The sequence below is a fragment of the Shinella sp. Sh6 genome (assembly GCF_055392685.1).
The window spans coordinates 314,798-331,723 of sequence record NZ_AP044006.1; the positions used below are offsets into that span (position 1 = coordinate 314,798).

Genomic DNA, 16,926 nt, shown 5'->3' on the forward strand with positions numbered 1-16,926 from the left:
ATGATGAATTCGATCGAAAAACGTATGAACTCATGGGTTGTCGACGAGTATTTACAGTCATGAGTCTAATTTTTTCTTTGAATCCCCGAGATTTTATGCGGTCTGCATCACGTTTTTGGATGAAATTATTTCTTTGAAGGGCGCCGGCGCGACTGTTTCCGGTGCTCACGGCGGCTTTTCGTAGCGAAGAGGCAGCCGTCCACCACGAGGAACGTTCCATGAGTCTCAGTTTTCCGAACCCGAGCAGAAGCTACGAAGAGGCGGGCAAGCGCATCCGCTTCATCGGTCATGACGGCGTGTTTGCAATCCCCTTCTTCGCGGCGACGGATATCTTTCCGACGGCGACCTCCGAAGCGGGTTACCTCAAGGCCTTCGACGCCGCCCGCGCCGCCATCGACACGGCCGCCCGCCGCGCCTATTCCGCCGCCCGCAAGCCGGCCTACGTCCTGACGCGCGCCGATTTCGGCTGAGAGCGCCTAACACTGGAGCGGAGCTTCGGCGACCCTTCACATCCCCAGAACGATTGCCGGGTTTCGCCCGGCCGGCTGCCTGGCCGCATCCGGGCAAAGGAATGATTATGGCCAGAGGCCAAAAGCGTGGCATGCAGGACGTCGGCAATTCGGAAACCGCCGTTGTCGAAAGGATCCACCATCCTGAGATGGGCTCCAAGTCGGCGCCGGAGCCGCAAGTAGTTACGGACGGGACAGGCGAGGGCAACAGTCCGTCGTCCGGATACGGTTTCCGCCGGGCACCGGGCATGCCATGGAACGATCCCATGCCCGTGCGGGAAGAACTGTTCGGCATCGAACGGCTCGAGCAGCACGCCGCGACCCTTGCGCTAGCCCAACCGGTAACGAAGCGGCCGCCATCCGTCCAATCGCTGCACAAGCGCCTGAAGAGCAACGCGGGGGTCCTACTCGCCGCCTACCGCGCAAGCGCCCTGGAGGTGGAAAACGAGCGCGGCGTCGTGCCCGCGGCGGAATGGCTGCTGGACAATTACCATCTGGTCGAGGAGCAAATCCGCGAGATCCATGACGACCTGCCGCCCAACTATTACAGGCAGCTGCCAAAACTCGCCGAGGGGCCTTTCGCCGGATATCCACGCGTCTTCGGCATTGCCTGGGCCTTCGTCGCGCACACCGACAGCCATTTCGATCCAGAGACGCTCGTCCGCTTCATCGCCGCCTATCAGAAGGTCCAGCCTCTGACGATCGGCGAATTGTGGGCTGTGGCGATCACCCTGCGCATCGTGCTCGTCGAGAACCTGCGCAGGCTTGCCGACCAGATCACCGCCGGGCGCCGCATGCGTGCCGAGGCGGATGCGCTGGCCGACCGGCTATTGGCGAACGAGGGTCGCGGCAGCGCGCTTGAAAAGGTCTCCGCCGACCCCCTGCCTGAGCTCTTCGCGGCCCAGCTTGCCAAACGGCTGCGCGACCAGGACCCCAGCACGACGCCGGCGCATGGCTGGCTGGAGGCGCGGCTGGCAAAGCAGGATAGCTCGGTGGATGCCGTGGTGCGGCATGCCCAGCAGCGCCAGGGCGCATCGAATGTCACGATCAGGAACATCATCACCAGCATGCGGCTGATCAGCGATGTCGACTGGGCCGATCTTTTTGAAAAGGTCAGCCTCGTCGATGCGCGCCTTTCGGCCGACGGCAGCTTCGCCCGCATGGATTTTGCCACGCGCAACCTCTATCGCAGCGCCATCGAAGACCTCGCCCGCGGCTCGGACCTGTCGGAACTCGACATTGCAGGGCAGGCGGTGGAAGCGGCACGGGCGGCACCGGTCACGGGCGACACCGCCTCGCAGGCCGAACGTGTCGGGGATCCGGGCTACCATCTGATCGCGGAAGGGCGGCCGGCCTTCGAGCGCAGGTTCGGGTTCCGCCCGCCCAAGCATCTGATCGCTCTGAGGCTGGCGGCGCGCACAGGCATTGCCGGCTATGTCGGGGCGATCGGCCTCATGACGGCGATGCTTGTGGCGATGGCGCTATGGCTGCTGTCCATCGCCGGTCTTTCCGTATCCGGCATGGCCGTCTTCGCCGTGCTGGCGCTGCTGCCGGCGAGCGATATAGCGACGGCGCTCGTCAACCGCTTCGTGAACTGGAGCCATGGCGCGACCCGCCTTCCAGGTCTCGAACTCGCGCAGGGCGTCCCATCGTCGTCACGCACGCTGGTCGTCGTGCCGACGCTCCTGAGCAACCGTGCCGACCTGCTGGAGCAGATCGAGCGGCTGGAGGTCCATCATCTCTCGGGCGCTGGCGGCGACCTGAGCTTTGCCCTGCTGACCGACGGAAGGGATGCCTCGCAGGAGACCGTCGAGGGCGATGGCGCGCTTCTCGCGCTCGCTGTCGAGACCATGGCCGACCTCAACCGCCGGCACGGGCCGGGTCCTTCTGGCGACCGCTTCCTGCTGCTGCATCGCAGGCGCCGGTTCAATACCGGCGAAACCCTCTGGATGGGTTGGGAGCGCAAGCGTGGCAAGCTGCACGAACTCAATCGCCTGCTGCGTGGCGCCACCGACACCAGCTTCATGGCGCTCGGCGGAAAATCGCCGTCCGTCCCGCCGGACGTGCGCTATGTCATCACTCTCGACGCGGATACGAAACTGCCGCGCGACACGGTCCTGCGGCTGATCGGCAAGATGGCGCATCCCCTCAACCGGCCGCGCTTCGATACCGTGCAGCAGCGGGTCGTCGATGGTTATGCGATCATCCAGCCGCGCGTCACCCCGTCGCTTCCCATCGGCCGCGAAGGCTCGCTCTACCAGCGGGTCTTTTCCGCGCCCGGCGGCATGGATCCCTATGCGGCGGCCGTTTCCGACGTCTATCAGGATCTGTTCGGTGAGGGTTCCTATACCGGCAAGGGCATTTATGACGTCGATGCCTTCGAGGCGGCGCTGGCCGGGCGCATACCCGAGAATACCCTTCTCAGCCACGACCTTTTCGAGGGCACGTTCGCGCGGGCGGGGCTTGCCTCCGATGTCGAGGTGGTCGACGATTTTCCGTCGCGCTACGACGTCGCCGCCCGGCGCCAGCACCGCTGGACGCGCGGTGACTGGCAGCTGCTGCCGTGGATATTCGGGCGGCGGGCACTTCCCGCACTCGGCCGCTGGAAGATGCTGGACAATCTGCGCCGCACCCTCATCGCGCCGTCGACATTCGCGGCGCTCGTGGCCTGTTGCGCGATGCCGTTGCAGGCGGGCGTGACGGGCGCGCTGCTGATCGCGTCCTCAATCGTCCTTCCCGCTTTCCTGCCGGTAGCCTTCGGCATCCTGCCGCGCCGCAGCGGCCTGCAACTGAGCAGCCATGCCGTCAGGCTTGCCGGCGACATCAAGCTCGCCGCGATGCAGGCTGCGCTTGGCCTCTCTTTCCTGCCCGATCAGGCGTGGCGCAATTGCGATGCCGTGCTCAGAACCGCTGGCCGCCTGATGATGACGCGCAGGAAACTCTTGGAATGGACGACCGCCGCGACATCCGGAAACCGCACGCGGCTGACGCTTGCCGGCTTCTACCGCGACATGGCGGGTGGCGTGGCGACAGCGCTGGTTCTTCTCGCCGCTGCGGTCGCGTTTTCGCCGGCCGCCTGGCCTCTGGCGGTGCTGCTGGCACTCCTCTGGTCGGCCGCGCCCGCCGTCGCGCTCTGGGTCAGCCGGTCGCCGCCGGCACGGCCGGGCAGGGCGCTTTCGGATGGCGATGCGGCGGAACTCCGGCTCGTCGCACGGCGTACATGGCGGTTCTTCGAAACCTTCGTCACGCCGCTGGAAAACATGCTGCCGCCGGACAATTTTCAGGAAACCCCGCTGCCCACCATCGCCCACCGCACCTCGCCGACCAATATCGGCCTCTATCTGCTCTCGACGGTCGCCGCGCGCGACTTCGGCTGGGTGGGAACCCTTGAAACGCTCGAACGGCTGGAAGCGACTTTTTCTACGCTCAAGCGGCTCGACCGTTTCAACGGACATTTCTTCAACTGGTACGATACGCGCGATCTCAGAACCCTTGCTCCCCCCTATGTCTCCTCCGTCGACAGCGGCAATCTCGCCGGCCACCTGATCGCGCTGGCGAATGCCTGCGAGGAGTGGGCCGCGATGCCGCCGGCGGAAGACGGCCAGGGCTTCGGCGATACGCTGGCGCTCGCCCGTATCGCTCTTGCCGACAGGCCCGGCAATCCCGGTGCCGGCCTGACAGCCATTCTCGACGAGGCTGAAGCCCTCGTGCGTGGCCCCCAATCCATCGAGGCCGCAACACCGGCATTGACACGGCTTCTTGACAAGGCCTTGAAACTGGCCGAGCAGGCAGCACCTGCCGATGACGGCACGGCCGCCGATCTTACGTTCTGGATAGGCGCGCTCGCCCGATCCGTCACACAGGCCGCGCGCGACCGGCAGGTCTTCCGCGACGATGCCGCCTCCGTGAAAGCCCGGCTTCAGGCGCTTGCGGACACGGCCCGCACCATGGCGCTCGACATGGATTTCGCCTTTCTGTTCGATCCCGACCGGAAGCTTCTGTCCATCGGCTATTCGCTCGCCGACAACGGGCTCGATCCGAACTGCTACGACCTTCTCGCTTCGGAAGCCCGGCTTGCTAGCTTCTTCGCCATCGCAAAGGGCGATGTCAGCACGCGCCATTGGTTCCGCCTCGGCCGGGCGGCGACGCCGCTCGGCAGCGGCTCGGCGCTGATCTCCTGGTCGGGCTCGATGTTCGAATATCTCATGCCGTCGCTCGTGATGCGCGCACCGGCGGGAAGCCTGCTCGACGACACAAACAGGCTGATCGTCGCGAGGCAGGAGGCCTATGGGCGGTCGCGGCACGTGCCCTGGGGCATATCGGAATCCGCCTTCAATGCGCGCGATATAGAGTTCACTTATCAATATTCCAACTTCGGCGTGCCGGGGCTCGGCCTCAAGCGCGGGCTCTCAGGCAACATGGTCATCGCCCCCTATGCCACCGGCCTTGCCACCATGGTTGATCCCCATGCTGCGCTCGAAAACTACCGGCATCTCGAATCCCTCGGCGCGCGCGGCGTGCACGGCTTCTACGAGGCGCTGGACTTCACCCGCGCCCGCCTGCCAGAAGACGCCCGCGTCGAGATCATCCGCAGCTACATGGCCCACCACCAGGGTATGACCATCGTCGCCATCGCCGTTCTATTGCAGGACGGGCGCATGCGGGCGCGGTTCCACCGTGAGCCGATGATCATGGCCAGCGAACTTCTGCTGTCGGAGCGCATGCCGCGCGACGTGGCGATCGCCCGCCCGCGCGCCGAGGAGGTCAAGGCATCCGCGGGCATTTCGCTGAACCCGGCGCCGTCGGTGCGCCGGCTCTCGCTGCCCGTCGCCGGCGCGCCGGTCACGCATCTCCTGTCCAATGGGCGCTATGCGGTCATGCTGACGGCCTCGGGCGGCGGCTACAGCCGCTGGCGCGATATCGCCGTCACGCGCTGGCGCGAGGATGCGACCCGCGACGATTGTGGTGCTTTCATCTTTCTCAGGGACATGCAGACCGGCACGATCTTCTCCCCCACGCTCCCGGTAGTCGGCGACAGGGCCGAGGCCTCGGTGGTCTTCGGCGAGGATCACGCGCAATATATTCGCCATGACGAGACGCTGACGACGGAGATGGATGTCATCGTCTCCGGCGAGGATGACGGCGAGGTGCGCCGGATCTGCCTCACCAATAGCGGGCGGCGGGCGCGCGAGATCGAGCTGACCTCCTATGCCGAACTGGTGCTTGCCACGCTGGCAACCGACAACGCGCATCCCGCCTTCGCCAAGATGTTCGTCGAGACCGAGCATCTGGCCGAATACGGCGCGCTCATCGCCACGCGCCGCCGCCGGGCGCCTTCGAAGGCGGAGATCTGGGCGGCCCACTTTGCCGTGGTCGAGGGCGATGCGATCGCCGATCCGCAATACGAATCCGATCGCGCCCGTTTCCTTGGGCGCGGCCGTTCCATCGCCACCGCCGCCGCCATCCATGACGGGCAGGCGCTTTCCAACACCGCGGGAACCGTGCTCGATCCGATCTTCGCGCTGCGCCGCAGCGTGCGGGTGCTTCCCGGCAAAGTGGCGCGCATTGCCTTCTGGACGGTCGTCGCACGATCGCGGGAAGAGCTTCTTGAACGCATCGACAAGCACCACGACAGAAGCGCCTTCGAGCGGGCGAAGACGCTCGCCTGGACCCAGGCGCAGGTGCAGCTTCACCATCTCGACATGGACCTTGAGGAGGCGGCGGACTTCCAGCGCCTTGCCGCGCCCATCGTCTATGCCGACGCGCGCTTCCGCCCCGCCTCGGATGCCATCCTCGCCGGTGCCGGGCCGCAGTCGGGCCTGTGGCCCTACGGCATTTCCGGCGACCTGCCGATCGTGCTCCTGCGCATCGAGGATACCGAAGACCTTCCCCAGCTGCGCCAGATGCTGCGCGCACACGAATACTGGCGCATCAAGCGGCTCGCCGTCGATCTGGTGATCGTCAACGAACGTGCCGCCTCCTATGTGCAGGACTTGCAGAACGCCGTGGAGGCCGCCGTGCGCTCCAGCCAGTCCCGCCCTCGTTTCGGCGACCTGCCGGCGCAGGGCGCGGTGCATGTACTGCGCGCCGATTTCCTGAACCAGGAGACGAAAAACCTGCTGAACGCCACCGCGCGCGTCGTGCTGTCCGCCCATCGCGGCCTCATCGCCGATCAGCTGGCGCGTCTTTCTGCTGGCGTCGAGCGCTCGGCTCCTCTGCCGCCGCCCTTTCCCTCGAAATCCTCGGCCGAGATGGTCGCGCCACCGGTGGATCTGGAATTCTTCAACGGGCTGGGCGGGTTCGACAGGAACGGCACGGAATATGTGACCGTGCTGGAAAAAGGCGCGATGACCCCGATGCCCTGGATCAACGTTATTGCCAATCCCGCCTTCGGTTTCCAAGTGTCGGCGGACGGTAGCGCCTATAGCTGGGCGGAAAACAGCCGCGAGAACCAGATCACCCAATGGTCCAACGACCCGGTCGGTGACCCCTCCGGCGAGGCGTTTTACATCCGCGACGAGGAGACGCTGGAACTCTGGAGCCCGACGGGCCAGCCGATCCGCGATAACGGGCGGTATATCGCGCGCCACGGCTTCGGCTACAGCCGTTTCAGCCATCGGGCGCACGGGATCGAAAGCGACCTGCTCTCTTACGTGCCGCTCGCCGATCCGATTCGCATTTCGCGCTTGACGCTGACCAACCATTCGTCGCGGCCGCGCCGGCTGTCGGTCACGAGCTATGCCGAGTGGGTACTCGGCACCCTGCGCGGTGCAAACGCGCCGTTCATCGCCACATCTCTTGATGCCGAGACCGGCGTAATCTTCGCGCGCAATCGATCCGCGATGGGATTTCCCGGTCGGGTCGCTTTTGCCGATCTTGGCGGCCGGCAGACCGCATGGACCGGCGACCGTACGGAGTTCCTCGGGCGGGGCGGCAGTTCCGCGCGACCGGCGGCGCTGGCAAGGAAAGCGCCGCTCGGCGCCAAGGTCGGCGCGGGTCTCGATCCATGTGCCGCATTGCAATGTATGATTGAGCTCGACCCGGGCGAAAGCATCGAGATCATCTCCTTCCTCGGCGAGGCCGCTTCGGCGGAGGCGGCGAGCGCGCTGATCACCCGCTACCGCGCCGCCGATCTCGATGCGGTTCTTGCCGACGTGAACGCGCATTGGCAGACGCTACTGCAGACCGTGCAGGTCAGGACGCCGGACCGGGCGATGGATATCATGCTAAACGGCTGGCTGCTTTACCAGACGCTCGCCTGCCGCATCTGGGCGCGCTCGGCCTTCTATCAGGCCAGCGGCGCCTATGGCTTCCGCGATCAGTTGCAGGACGGCACGGCTTTGGCCTTCGCCCGGCCGGAGGAGACGCGGGCGCACATCCTGCGCGCCGCCGGTCGGCAGTTTGCCGAAGGCGACATACAGCATTGGTGGCTGCCCCATTCCGGCGCGGGTGTTCGCACGCGGATTTCTGACGACCGCGTGTGGCTCGCCTTCGCCACCGCGACCTATATCGGAACGGCCGGCGACGCGGCGATCCTCGATGAAGCCATCCCGTTCCTGGACGGGCCGGTCCTCGCGGAGGGGGAACACGATGCCTTCTTCCAGCCGACGCCCTCCGGCGAGACGGCCTCTCTCTTCGAGCATTGCGCCCGCGGCCTTGACCAAGCTGTCGCGCTCACCGGCCGGCATGGCCTGCCCTTGATGGGCACCGGCGACTGGAACGACGGCATGAACCGGGTCGGCGAGGGTGGCGAGGGGGAAAGCGTCTGGCTCGGCTGGCTGCTGATCCGCACGATCGACCTGTTCGCGCCGCTTGCGGAAAGCCGCGACCCCGAACGCACCGCGCGCTGGAAGGCGCATGCGGAGAAGCTCAAGGCTTCCATTGAACAGGAAACCTGGGACGGGGCGTGGTACCGGCGCGCCACCTTCGATGACGGCTCATGGCTGGGATCGAAGGACAATGACGAATGCCGGATCGATAGCATCGCCCAATCCTGGGCGGTTCTATCCGGCGCCGCCGATCCCGCCCGTGCCGCCGCCGCCATGGCGTCGCTGGAGCGCCACCTGATCCGCAGGGAGGACGGGCTTGCGCTTCTCTTCACGCCGCCTTTCGACGCAACCCCGCGTGATCCGGGCTATGTCAAGGGCTATCCGCCGGGCCTGCGCGAGAACGGCGGCCAGTACAGCCACGCCGCCATGTGGGCGATCCTCGCCTTCGCCCGGCTGGGGGAGGGCGACAAGGCGCACGGTCTCTTCGCGCTCCTCAACCCGATCAACCATGCGGGCACGCCGGAGGCGGCGCTGCGCTACAAGGTCGAGCCCTATGTGGTGGCCGCCGACGTCTATTCGGTCGCGCCGCATATCGGGCGCGGCGGCTGGACATGGTACACCGGCTCCGCCGCCTGGATGTACCGTGCCGGCATCGAGGGCATCCTCGGCCTGCGCCGGCAAGGCGGAGTGCTCGTGATGGAACCCTGCCTGCCGGCATCATGGCCGCAGGTCGAGGTGACGGTCAAATTGGGAGACACTTGCTACAATATCGAGGTCAGACGGGCTTCCGATCGACCACCCTCCGCGACGTTGGACGGCTCTTCATTGCCCCACGCCGGCGGCCCGATACGCTTGCCCGTGGATGGTGACAGGCATGTTCTGGTGCTGGTTGAATAAGCTGTCGATGAAGCTCGAAAGTCGCGTCCGCCTAGAATTTATCACGGTACAAACGGTGAGCTTGGTGTTCGACGCTGGACTGCCCGGCTCGCTAGCGCCAGCCGGGCATAGGGAACGATGTGGCTCAATACCAGCGCCCACGGCCATAAAAGCCGCCGCCCAAGAGAACGACGACAAGGAGGATGATGACAAGGGTGGTGATGTCCATGACAGGCTCCGGTGAGTGCTCGTGATCGTCTTGCCGTAGGTGGCAAATGCGGACGGCACTTCACTGCACCTCAACGTTCCACGATCGCCCTTGTTCCAGAGCAAACCCGCCGTGTTGCCGCTGTTTGCCACAGCGCCTGAAAAGGCGCAAAATCGATTGCAGGCGGCCGGCGTCCATCGCCGTGCTTTCCATGGCAACCATGCCGGGAGGTCGGAATGATTTTGCGGGATATGACAAGGGCAGAATGCGAGGCCACGCTCTCGACGAACTCCATCGGCCATCTGGGATGTATCTCCGGCAACCGGCCCTATGTCGTGCCGATCCGCTACGTCTATCAGAAACGCGTCTTCTACCGTTTTTCACTGCCGGGAAAGAAGATCGACAGCCTTCGCTTCAATCCGCGCGTCTGCGTGCAGGTCGAACAGCTGGCGACCTCGGAGGAATGGAAAAGCGTCCTTCTGGAGGGCCTCTATCGGGAATTGCCTGACGACGAAAAGGACCATGGCGAACATATGCGCGCCTGGCAGCTCCTGCAGGAGCGCGGCAACTGGTGGGAACCGGGCGCCTACAAGCCTGAAGGGGTTGCGCATCCGGATGCGCAAACGCGGCCGGTCTTCTATCGCGTGGAGATCGACACATTATCGGGGCGGCAAGCAACGATGGCCTGACGGCAGGCGGGGGTATTCATGTGAGCGAGCCTCAAGGTCTCGGCGCTCGGCTCGTCGTCTCGATTTGACAACTGCGGCGCCTGCGCCAGATTTCTGCTTGCATCGGTTCGGGGAGATCAAGTCGCCATGCGCAGTCATGCCCGGCGAATAGGCTCATCCGTCAGAAGGATGATCGGCGGCGAGACGCGCGGCCATACAAGCCCGGTTTCGTCAATGCGCAGCTTCTGGGGCCTGATGCGCGCCTACTGGTTTTCCGAAAGCTGGCGCGAGGCCTGGGGACTGACATGCGCCATCCTTGTGCTGACGGCATTGTCCGCCCAGGCCAGCGTCTGGTTCGCTGTCACCTCGGGCGAACTGATCAACCGGATCGCCAATTTCCACCATCCGACCACACCCACCACGCCCACGGCCCTGTTGACAACAGCGGCAACGCTTGCCGCGATCGCGATCATGAAGGACGTGTGTTTCACGGCAGTCCGCCATTTCTTTTCGAGCACGCTCCACCGCAAGTGGCGCGAATGGCTCGACCGACGCTTCAACGAAGCCCTGCTCGATACCAACCACACGCATTTCCATCTTCAGCAATTCGGATCCGACGCGGCCGGATCGGCTACCCCCGCGCCTGACAATGTCGATCAACGCGTCCAGGAATCGATCAAAGGCATGACCGGGGGCGCAATCGGGCTCGCGATGGGCATTGCCGGCGTCGTGCTGTCCCTTGGCTTCGTCGGCAGCAAGCTCATCGAGATGTCGAGCCATGTCAGAGGGCTCGCGTTCCTGGGCAGCTATGGCAGCGCGTTCCTGGCCTTCGCGGCGGTCGCGATTTACGTGTCGCTCAACACCGTCGTCGCGGCGAAGCTCTGTGGGATCCTCCAGCGCCTGTCGGTGCGCATGCAATGGGCCGAGGGCAGCTACCGCGCCGAATTGAACACCCTGCTGCATCGCAGCTTCCATGTTGCCGTCCTCCATGGCGAAAGGGCCCAGAAGGTCGTCAATGCGCGCCGGTATCTCGACATCGACAAAACCTGGGCCAGCCTGAACCGGGTGACTGCCGGCTATTTGGGGTTCGAGCTCGTCCACAATTTCATCGGCTCGCGGATCGTCGCCTATGCGCCGGGCCTGATTCCCTACATGGACAACAAGGTCAGCCTGCAGCATTACGTTACGGGTGCCGAGCTGGCCAATGCACTCATCAACGAGTGCTCGTGGTTTATCCACGTCATGCCCGACATTGCGACGCTCAGGGCGAACGCCCGCCGCATAACTGAGGTCGGCATACCGATGCCGTCGTCAGCGACGGAAAGCGTCCAGTCGCTGCCTGTCGAGCAATAGTCGATGACGATCGTGCCGATCTGTTGCCCCGGGAAGGCGTGCTTGAGCGCGTTGATCACCAATTCTGTCACGATGAGCCCGAGGCTGACAGAAACGTCGGCCTCTACCACGCTGTCATCCACGTTCACCGATATCGAAAGCCGGTCGTCGTCCGCGATCATTGACGCGCCGAGGCTTTCGCAAAGCTGCGTGAAGTAGGTGTGCAGTTCAACGTTGCCGGCGCTGGACATAGAAAGCTGCCGTTGCACGGCCGCGATCGACATAACCCGGTGGTGAGCGTTGTGAAGGCGGCCGCGCGCTTCCTCAGATTGAATCTGGCGTGCGCTCTGCATGAGCACGCTGGCAATGATCTGAAGGCTGTTTGCGACCCGGTGTTGGACCTCCTGCATCAGGATGGCCTTTTCCCGGATAAGGTCATCCTTCAGCTTCGCTTCGGCACGCGCGTCCGTTACGTCGGTGATGGCCAGCAGCAGCCGGATACGCGCCGTGTCGCCGTCGTCGAGAACCTGCGCATTGACGATCAACTGTCGCGTTTTGCGGTTTGGCCGCTGGAGATCGATTTCGTAGGCCTCGATCCGCGCGCTTCCGGACGCGGTCGCCTGCAGGAGGGAGGCGAGCTTGGGCATTGCCCATTCGCCGTTTCCAAGCGAAGCGAGCGTTCTGCCGGGGATTGTCGCAGGATCGATTTCGAACGTCCGGCAGAACGATGTGCTCACTGCTATGACCTTCTGGTCTCTGGAAAGGAAAAGCAGCGGCTCGTTCGATGAAACCATCACGGCAAGCGTACTCGCCGCTTCGAAATGAACTATTGGTGCGTTCGACATAGAAATGGCCCTCGAGGGCCGAAAACTCGCGGGGCACGAGCCATCAGTCGGCAGGAAAGTCGCCGGATGCAAATCCTCATGCGACGTTCAGAGACATCATATCATATCGAACCCGAACAGGCACGGCACTTAATGGGCATGCTCGTTGATATGTCGAGCGGAACGGCAGAGTTGCCGGTTCGAAATCCTCAAGAAAATAACGACGCGTTCAGCGTGGTCAACAATTGAAAACCTATTTACAAGTTCAATACTTTATGAGGAACCCAGCGACTTTGATATGGTTACCGCACCCATGTCTTTTTCAGGGCTTTGATGCGGCGTTTGATCGGCGCAACCTATGGGAGAGATAGCGCCCAGTGAAAACTAATCGTTGACATGGTAACCTCAATACCCTATAGATGCGTCATCGATCTTTTGCTTGCCGAGCTTTGTCTACCGCGCGATTGGCACCGCGCTCTATTCGAACCTTCTCTCTCAAAAATAGTCGTATCACCGTCCGCGAAGCATCGCTTCCGCGGACCCTCACTCTATGCTTTGAAAGGGTTCATCATGACCACTGGCACAGTAAAATGGTTTAATTCCACCAAAGGCTTCGGCTTCATCCAGCCCGATAACGGCGGCGCTGACGCGTTCGTTCACATCTCGGCCGTCGAACGCGCCGGAATGCGCGAACTCGTCGAAGGCCAGAAGATCGGCTTCGAGCTCGAGCGCGACAACAAGTCGGGCAAGATGTCGGCGACCAATCTGCAGGCGGCATAATTGAGATTCGCTTCCCTTTGACCACGGATGTACTGGCACTGCCGGAAGCTATTTCATCAAGGCCAGGCGTTTTGCCTGGCCTTTTTCGTTTCGGTTGCTAACCGAATTCATTGAGGTTCTATGACAGAAGCACACAGCAAAGCCCGCCAGCAGGCGGAGATCGCCTTCAGCAACGAGCAGACGCAATTCTTTGCCAAAAACAACGCGGTGGAAGAGCTGGACTCGGTTACTCAGGCGCGGGATGCCAAGACCGTCAGGCTGCGAGAGGCGCGTCTTGCCAAGGAATTAGCCGACCGCATGTCCGCGACATCCAATCTCATCGCCAAACGCGTCAAGTCGTGCTGATCGCTACCGCACTCACTATCGGGATAAGAATGAAGAACGTCAGAAATAACGAAGTCGCCGACCGCCGCTCCTCATCCGCTGAGGCTAAAGCGGCTCTGCTCAATGCCTACCGTGCGGCAAAGACCGCGACAGAACCTGCTAGGATCGCGAGGCAGGCGGAACGTGCAGCCATTGCCAACGCGCGTGAAGAACGCCGTGTTGAACGCGAGCGCATGAAGCTTGAGGAGCAGGCTCGTATCGAGACCGAGGCGGTGGAGCGGCAGGCAGCCGCTGAGGCCGCGGGCGTCGCTGAAGCCGAAGCGTGGGAGCGCGCCGAAAAAGCTCGGATAGCGAGGGTGGTCGACGATGAGGCGCTGCGAAAGGCCGAGCGCGACAGGCGTTACGCCAACCGCAAGGCAAGGCAAGCCTAGTTCTTGGTTCGTACCGACCTAACCATGACGCCGTCATGTAGGGGTCTAATCACAGAAGGGAGCCCCTACATGGCACCGAATATGAACGAGCTGCAGGCAATCAACACGGCATGGCAAATCGCAATCCAGGAAATCCTGCGCATGGTCATTCGTGACATGTACCACGCTGGTGGCGAGACAAAGTTCAAGGCACATATCAAACGCATCGAAGAGGCCGCCGTCGACAGCATCTATACCGATCTGAGACTTCGAGGGACCAACGAGTGGACCGAGGTGCTCGTCAAGGAGAGGGCGAGCAATTTCGTGACGACGTTGCTGACTTCTTTCACCTACGATCGAGCCTGACTGCCAACCGAGATTTGGCCGGGGTTTGCACCGAGAGTGGCTGTGATGCACATGTTCTGACGTGTAAATCCGCCGCCAATCGAGCTCAGATGCACCTCGTATCCTCAAGCCACTCCAAGGCTGATCTGCAAAGACCTTGGTCTGAAAGCAGCGTCCTTTCCTTGGCAGATTGGGGAGGTCCTTTAGCTGCGGCAGATTCGTCGACGCTAACGAGCTGACATTTGGTCGGATCAAGAGTTCGAATCCCATCAAGAGCGAATCATAGAATTCTAATCGTGGCTAAGATCACGCAAATGCGCGCCAAGACACGCGTATTTGCGATAGATACCATGCTCCCGTTGGAAAGCCTGGATCACGACATGATCAAATCGCCATCAACATCGATGGTCTGGCCGGTGATGTAAGCCGCGTCGGCGGAGGGAGGAAGTTGACGAGGGCGGCGACTTCCGCAAGCGTGCCGGCGCGGCCCATCGGGATGTCCTCCACCCATTCGGCCATTAGTTCGCCCGGGCCGTATTCGCCGAGCATTTGGCCCAAGACGCGGTCGTTGTAGTCCCACATTTCGGTATGAATGATACCGGGGCAGATGGCGTTGGCGGTGATGCCTTCGCGGGCAAGTTCCTTGGCAAGGCTCTGCTTCAGGCCGACGACACCGAACTTCGAGGCGGCGTAGTGTGGTGTGTAGATGAAGCCCTGGCGGGCCTGGCCGGAGGCGGTGTTGACGAGGCGGCCCTTGGTGCCGCTGGCGCGGAAGCGGCGGATCGCCTCCTGGCAGCAGAGGAAGACGCCCTTGGTGTTGACGTCAAGATTGAGGTCCCATTCACGCTCGGTGAGGTTCTCGACCTTAGATGGGAGTCGATATTGGTAATTGCAGTGTTTCTTGTGTCGGCGACATTGTATCCGTACCCGGCCGGAAACGCCGTGGTGATCTCCTTTCGGCGCGCCTGATCTCGCTGTCGCTTGTTTTCGATATCACGCCGACGCCTGCCACGAAGGCTGAGGCTGATTATCAGAATGAGCACGCCGCCGATTTGTATTCGATCGCCGTATCCTTCCGCGCCGATCCGACATTCGTTCCCGGGTTCTCTCGCCTTCGGGTCACAAGGGCGGACCTCAGGCAGCCGATCAGCGTGTGGGCGTTGCGCATGTATCACGGGTGCCGGCCGGATCCATCGGTTCCAGCGTAAGGAGTTGCGGCCGCTCGCTCGCGCTTATCATTTCCAATTTGGAGTTACGGGGCCGCCGTTCGCCTCCAGTCGAAGGAGTGACCCCGAAGCGCTCACAGTCCTGCAAACCCACGAAGTATCCCTTACGCAAGCGGGAATTGTTTTAGGAGCTCTAATAATTGCAACTTCACAACGAACCCGATTGGATTTATTCTTTCTAAAATTCTCGCATGCTCGCGGCATATATCGCGCTCTCAGTACGCTTTTTTCGTTGATCTTCTTCGGGGGGAAGAATGTTTGGACGATACGCGCTCGTACTTGCCTGCATCGCTTTGAGTATCGGCGCGGCCAACGCAACCGATCCCCGCTGCGTGGTCACGAGTTACAATCCGCTCAAGGGAATTCCGCCAGGTTACGCGGAGAACCAGGGCTTCAGGGGCCGGTTCGACTATCCGGCGACCTCGAGCGAGCAGCCGCCAGACTTCCTGACCAGCAGTGACTTCAGGTCGGACTGGCGCGGATACATGGAGGCCGTTCTCGATTATGCGTTCGAGGGCAATGAAGATGGAACTGAAGCGGGAATCCCGACCGCCTTCCGCGTCCACGAGAATACCAAGCGCAACTGGTATCACGGCCTCTGGATGGATCGCGGAGATTCGGGGCGGGAGTTCCTGCACGGTCTGACCTCCGAGCGTCCGACACGACCTAACCAGCTCGGCGATGGAGTTGCAGGAGGAGACCCCACCTGGGCGATCGGCTTCTACAACGAGATCGGCGCGACGGCCTACGCGAAGGTTTTCAAGGACCCCTGTCAGCCAGACCTGAGCGACGTCCTGTTTCCCGTCGGGACCGTCTCCTTCAAACTTCTGTTCAGTGGTGCGTCGGAGACAAACGTGCCGTATCTCAAAGGGGCGCCGATCTGGCAGGCCGATATCAACCGTAACGCCGCCGACCCCACGAAGCGGGTTCAGCCGCTGCATCTCCTCCAGATCGATATTGCGGTTCGTGATCCAAGAGCCGGGCCGAGCGGTTGGGTGTTCGGAACATTCGTTTACGCCTCGGATGTAGCGTCGTCGGATCCCTGGCGCCGCGTGAAGCCGGTCGGGCTGATGTGGGGCAACGACGCAAACGTCGCGGCGAACGATGCGCTGAAGGAGGGCGTCATCAACACCGAACTCGACGGCGTCACCTACGGCTGGGAGGGGCGTCCGGAAATGGGGTGGAAGGGCCGATTGAACGGCCCGTTGGATAACCTCATCAGTTCGTGCATGAGCTGTCACGGGACCGCGCAGTTTCCTCGTAGCGAGCTGCTCAACAACTACCCGTCCGTTCCCGTCACCGATGCCACCTATGGGGAGCGTCTGCGCATCTATTTTCGCGATATAGCTCCAGGTGAAGCGTTTGATCCGGTAACGCGTTTCTTCGGTGACAAGACGAAGACGCTCGTGCGCGCTGTCGGCCTGGACTACTCGCTGCAGATTCAGACGGGGCTCGAACGGCTCTGTACGTCGGCCAGAAAGCGCGAAAAGCCGTTCGACGTGCTCGACATACCGACCGTCTGCGTGCCGTCGTCCTGGGTTGCTACACCCATGTTCACCAACAAGGTCGACCAGGCAGCGCAGCGTCGGGAGCTGGAAAGCGTCAACTGGAAAGCCCTGGACGCCCCCATCCGCTGAACGAAGGTCGGTTTGCGG

At 62.7% G+C, this 16,926-nt stretch carries 9 protein-coding genes and 2 pseudogenes; 9 read left to right on the plus strand and 2 right to left on the minus strand.

The window, feature by feature from the left end; translation table 11 throughout:
- The first annotated feature begins 218 nt into the window (after positions 1-218).
- The 4 genes and pseudogenes from ACZ5TO_RS19865 to ACZ5TO_RS19880 all read left to right on the plus strand — a co-directional run.
- Positions 219-470 carry a DUF1488 family protein gene (locus ACZ5TO_RS19865; protein WP_117370440.1) on the plus strand — a complete coding sequence of 84 codons (252 nt, stop codon included), beginning with the start codon at positions 219-221 and terminating at the stop codon, positions 468-470.
- Between the two features lie 305 nt (positions 471-775).
- On the plus strand, positions 776-9,175 hold the full coding sequence (locus ACZ5TO_RS19870; protein ID WP_464800939.1) for a glycoside hydrolase family 94 protein: 8,400 nt from the start codon (positions 776-778) through the stop codon (positions 9,173-9,175).
- A 438-nt stretch (positions 9,176-9,613) separates the two neighbouring features.
- Positions 9,614-10,051, plus strand: a complete 438-nt coding sequence (locus ACZ5TO_RS19875) for a pyridoxamine 5'-phosphate oxidase family protein (protein ID WP_464800940.1) — start codon at positions 9,614-9,616, stop codon at positions 10,049-10,051.
- A 234-nt stretch (positions 10,052-10,285) separates the two neighbouring features.
- A pseudogene (locus ACZ5TO_RS19880) lies at positions 10,286-11,131 on the plus strand (ABC transporter family protein); the annotation flags it as partial.
- Positions 11,132-11,208: 77 nt separating this feature from the next.
- On the opposite strand, the gene ACZ5TO_RS19885 reads toward ACZ5TO_RS19880, so the two are convergent.
- Entirely contained in the window at positions 11,209-12,207 is a 999-nt protein-coding gene (locus ACZ5TO_RS19885) for a sensor histidine kinase (protein WP_464800941.1), read from the minus strand.
- Between the two features lie 549 nt (positions 12,208-12,756).
- Between ACZ5TO_RS19885 and ACZ5TO_RS19890 the strand changes: the two genes are divergently transcribed.
- The 4 genes from ACZ5TO_RS19890 to ACZ5TO_RS19905 all read left to right on the plus strand — a co-directional run bounded on the left by ACZ5TO_RS19890 (position 12,757) and on the right by ACZ5TO_RS19905 (position 14,066).
- On the plus strand, positions 12,757-12,966 hold the full coding sequence (locus ACZ5TO_RS19890) for a cold-shock protein (RefSeq protein WP_003519318.1): 210 nt from the start codon (positions 12,757-12,759) through the stop codon (positions 12,964-12,966).
- Positions 12,967-13,086: 120 nt separating this feature from the next.
- Positions 13,087-13,311, plus strand: a complete 225-nt coding sequence (locus tag ACZ5TO_RS19895) for a hypothetical protein (RefSeq protein WP_464800942.1) — start codon at positions 13,087-13,089, stop codon at positions 13,309-13,311.
- Positions 13,312-13,340: 29 nt separating this feature from the next.
- A complete protein-coding gene (locus ACZ5TO_RS19900) occupies positions 13,341-13,721 on the plus strand; it encodes a DUF6481 family protein (protein WP_464800943.1) in 381 nt (126 codons plus the stop codon).
- 69 nt (positions 13,722-13,790) lie between these two features.
- A complete protein-coding gene (locus ACZ5TO_RS19905; RefSeq protein ID WP_160862176.1) occupies positions 13,791-14,066 on the plus strand; it encodes a hypothetical protein in 276 nt (91 codons plus the stop codon).
- A 352-nt stretch (positions 14,067-14,418) separates the two neighbouring features.
- Here ACZ5TO_RS19905 and ACZ5TO_RS19910 read toward each other — a convergent pair.
- Positions 14,419-14,915: pseudogene (locus ACZ5TO_RS19910) on the minus strand (SDR family oxidoreductase); the annotation flags it as partial.
- A gap of 610 nt (positions 14,916-15,525) precedes the next feature.
- Between ACZ5TO_RS19910 and ACZ5TO_RS19915 the strand changes: the two are divergent.
- Complete coding sequence (locus ACZ5TO_RS19915) at positions 15,526-16,908, plus strand: hypothetical protein (RefSeq protein WP_464800944.1); 1,383 nt, start codon at positions 15,526-15,528, stop codon at positions 16,906-16,908.
- Positions 16,909-16,926: the final 18 nt, after the last annotated feature.